Annotated in this window: 2 protein-coding genes and 1 pseudogene; 1 reads left to right on the forward strand and 2 read right to left on the reverse strand. The window is 75.5% G+C overall.

Annotated elements, in window-relative coordinates; translation table 11 throughout:
• The coding region (locus AB0J52_RS31455; RefSeq protein ID WP_500186400.1) for a glycoside hydrolase family 15 protein at positions 1-2,578 on the reverse strand (2,578 nt) is incomplete at its 3' end.
• 175 nt (positions 2,579-2,753) lie between these two features.
• Here AB0J52_RS31455 and AB0J52_RS31460 point away from each other — a divergent pair.
• Complete coding sequence (locus tag AB0J52_RS31460) at positions 2,754-3,587, forward strand: metallophosphoesterase family protein (RefSeq protein WP_500186401.1); 834 nt, start codon at positions 2,754-2,756, stop codon at positions 3,585-3,587.
• Between the two features lie 46 nt (positions 3,588-3,633).
• Here the strand turns inward: AB0J52_RS31460 and AB0J52_RS31465 are convergent.
• A pseudogene (locus tag AB0J52_RS31465) lies at positions 3,634-3,848 on the reverse strand (hypothetical protein); the annotation flags it as partial.

A 3,848-nucleotide genomic window follows, 5' to 3' on the forward strand; every position in this document is an offset into this window, starting at 1 on the left:
GGGCGGTCCGGCCGTCCGGTGCGGTCGCGGAGACGGCCAGCGCGACCTCGCCGAACGCGATCGGCGCCTCGGCCTGGAACGCGCCGTCCGCGCCCGCCTTGACCGAGACCTCCCGCGCCGGGCCGCCGGTGTCGACGGGCGCGGCGACGATGTCGACCTGCGCGCCCGGCACGGTCGTCCCTCGGACGGTCACGGACGTGCCGTTCACGCTGGAGCCGTCGTCCGGCGCGGTGAGGGTGAGCGGCGCCGCGCCCGGCATCCCGTGGTCGACGTATCGCGCGCGGACGATGCCGGGCTGCTCGACGGGACGTCCCGCGCCGAGCGCGAGGGTGAGCCGGGCCTGCTGCGCCTGCGCCCAGGTCAGCGGCGACGCCGAGCCCGCCGGACCGCCGTCGCGGAAGCCGATGGAGGCGGTGGCGGGGTCGGTGCCGTACGGGGACGCGGGCACGTCCGGGTCCTCCCACGCCTGCTCGGGGACCAGGCCGGTGCCGGACGCCATGCCGTGCATCGCGGTCAGCAGGCCGGAGGCGGTCCTGGTGTCGCCGGTCTGGAGCGCCTGCTCGGCGCGCTCGCCCGCGAGCACCGGCCACAGGTGCCCGGAACCGGTGTTGGACGGCGGCCAGGGGCGTCCCGTCCGCTCACACGACGTCGGGTCGGGCTCGTAGCAGTCGCCGTAGCCGTCCTCGGACCCGGCGGTGCCGGTCCCGTAGCGGTACCAGCCCGGGCCCGCCGGGGTCGTCCGGCGCAGGACACCGTCCACTACGCCGAGGGACGCGAGGACGTCCGGGTCGCGTGCGGGCAGGATCCCGAGGCGGGTCAGTTCGAGGAACCCGGCGTCCACGACGCGCCGCTGGTCCTCGGTCGGGCCGCCGTTGCCGAGGTTGTAGGAGACGGCCGCGTCGGGGTCCCCGGCGCGCGACAGCCGCAGGAAGTAGCGCGGCGCGTACGGGCCGGAGGTGGTGACCGTCCAGCCTTTGACCGAGCGGGCGAAGCGGTCGGCGGTCGCGCGGTACAGCCGGGCGCGGGCCGGGTCGCCGTGCCGGTCCGCGATGGTCCCGGCCGCGACCAGCCCCGCGATCTCTGCGGCGATCGTGGACGGCGAGTACCCCGACTGCTCCTCCCAGCGTTCGACGCCGAAGGCCGGGCCGTGCGCGACCACGAAGTCGGCCGCGCCGCGGACGTGCGGCCAGAGCGCGGCGTCCCCGGCCACCCCGGACTGGTAGGCCATGAGAATCGGGTAGGCGGTCTCGTCGAGCTGGTCACCGCCGGTGTCGGGGGCCGTCCTGCCGTTCAGCAGCGAGTTGCGCGGCAGGCGGCCGTCCGGCTGCTGCTGCCGTTGGAGCAGGAAGCGTGCGGTCGCGCGGGCCGTGGCGAGGTCACCCGCCGCGAGGAACCCGGTGAACGCCTCGTACAGGTCGCGCGAGAACACCTCGCGGTAGGACCCGAAGTAGACCGCCTTCCCGCCCGGCTTCTCCCCCGCGCCGACCGCCTGGCCCCAGGGGCTGGCCAGGGACGCCGCGACCGCGCCGGGGAACGTCTTGTCCTCACTGGCCTTCAGGACGTTCACCGACTGCCAGTAAGCGTCGCGCAGCTTGGCGTCCAGGCCGCCGGGCGGTTTGCGCAGGTGGGCGTCGTAGGCGCGCCAGCCCGCCCGGTAGCGGGCGAGGGTGGCGGGGAACGGCCGGGACGCTGCCTGGCCCGCCGTAGACAGCGCGGCCGACGGCGACCGGCCGAAGCCGAGCGCGAAGGTGACCCGCCCGTCCTTGTCGATCGGCAGCCGCGCGGTCGCGACGACGTTGCCGTCGGGAGCGGAGGTGTAGGCGGGGGTGAGGGCGTGCTCGGCGTCCAGAATGGCCGCGCCGTCGCTGCCGGTTCCGGCGTAGCCGACGCTCGCCTCGGGCAGCGGGCGCTGGGCGCGCAGCGCGAGGTGCGTGGGGACGGCGTAGTCGCGGTTGGCGGCGTCGGTGTTGGTGTCCGAGACGACGGGGGCATGGGAGGACGCGTCGACGACTCCGCTGTCGGCCCCGCCGTTGGCGGCCCCTCCGCCGCCGTTCCCGTTGACGTTGGTGTCGAGCCGCACGTACAGCCGCAGGCCGGCGGGTTGCACGCGGGTGCTCATCACGACGGCGTCGCGGGCGGGGTCGGTGACGTAGGTGGTGGTGATCCGGTAGCGGCCCTTCCTGCTGGACGCGGTGACCGTGCAGGCCATCCCGGACGGGTCGGTCGCGACGGTGTAGGTGGTGTCGCGCTCCTGCAGCTCGGTGAACGTCCGGCCGTCGGTGACGACGTACTGCATGCTCTCGACGTCGGAGTTGTCGATCGTCGGCTCGTAGACGTCCGACAGCACGCCGCCCGCGACCGTGTACCAGACCTTGGACGCGCCGTCGCGGGCCGTCCCGACGCAGTCCTTGCGGGCAAGGTCGAAGTGGGAGGCCGTGCCGGGCGCGCCGGGGGCCGGGGCCGCGTCCGCGCGGGCGGCGGGTGCGCCCGCGATCGCCGCCGCCGCTGTCGCCGCCGCTGTCGGCAGGGCCGCGACCAGCGCGAACACGCGGAGAAGCCGTCCAGTGGGAGCTGACATCGCGCCTCCTCGGACGCCCGGACCGGCCGCCCGGACCTAGCCGACATCATGAACATCGGGCGGCCCACTGTCACCCCCCGGGCGCCCCGCTCCCCCGGCGGCCACTTGCGCCGGCCGCCCGCACCGCCAAGGATGGGGAGGTTGATCGGACCGAGCCCGGACAGGAAGGCGGCCCGTGCCCGGCACCCTGCTAGCGATCAGTGACCTGCACATCGGACACGCGGCGAACCGCGAGCACCTGGCGGCGCTCACCCCCGACGACCCGGACGACTGGCTGATCGTCGCGGGCGACGTCGCCGAACGCGCCGCCGACGTCGAGTGGGCGCTCGGCACGCTGGCCGAGCGGTACGCCGGGGTGGTGTGGGTCCCCGGCAACCACGAGCTGTGGACGCCCCGCAACGACCCCGACCAGCGGCGCGGCGAGGAGCGCTACCTGCACCTGGTCGAGGTCTGCCGCCGCCTCGGCGTGCACACGCCCGAGGACCCGTACCCGGTGTGGCGCGGCGCGGGCGGCCCGGTGCAGGTGGTGCCGCTGTTCCTCCTCTACGACCACAGCTTCCGGCCGGAGGGCGCGTCCACCAAGGAGGAGGCGCTCGAGATCGCCTACAACGCCGGGATCATCTGCACCGACGAGTACCTGCTGCACCCCGATCCGTACCCGACCCGCGACGAGTGGTGCCGGGCCCGCCTGGCCTACTCCGAGCGCCGCCTGGCGGCCCGCGACACCGACCTGCCGACCGTCCTGGTCAACCACTGGCCGCTCGTCCGGGAGCCGACGCGGGTGCTGCGCTACCCCGAGTTCGCGCAGTGGTGCGGGACGGACCGGACGGCCGACTGGCACCTGAAGTACGACGCGGCCGCCGTCGTGTACGGCCACCTGCACATCCCCCGGACGACCGTGTACGACGGCGTCCGGTTCGAGGAGGTCTCGGTGGGCTACCCGCGCGAGTGGAAGCGCCGCGGAGCCCCCGCCGGGCCGCGCCCGGTGTTCCCGAACGCCCGCGCCTGACCGGCCGGCCCGCGGCGGCCGCCCGGCCCCGCGGGACGGAGATCGCTCAGGCGGGGCTCGGCACGGACGCGGGCTCGGCGAGCCGCCCGGCGTTGTGGTCGGCGACGATCTGCCGGACGGTCTCCCGCGCGCAGGTCTTGTTGGTGCCGATGAAACCCGTCGGGCCGCGCTTGATCCAGCCGGTGACGTAGGCGCCCGGGACGGGCTCGCCGGTCGCCGGCTCGACCACCCGGCCCTTGTCGTTCGGCACGACCGCGCGCC

This window comes from Spirillospora sp. NPDC049652, from assembly GCF_040675125.1.
Taxonomy (GTDB): Bacteria; Actinomycetota; Actinomycetes; order Streptosporangiales; family Streptosporangiaceae; genus Spirillospora.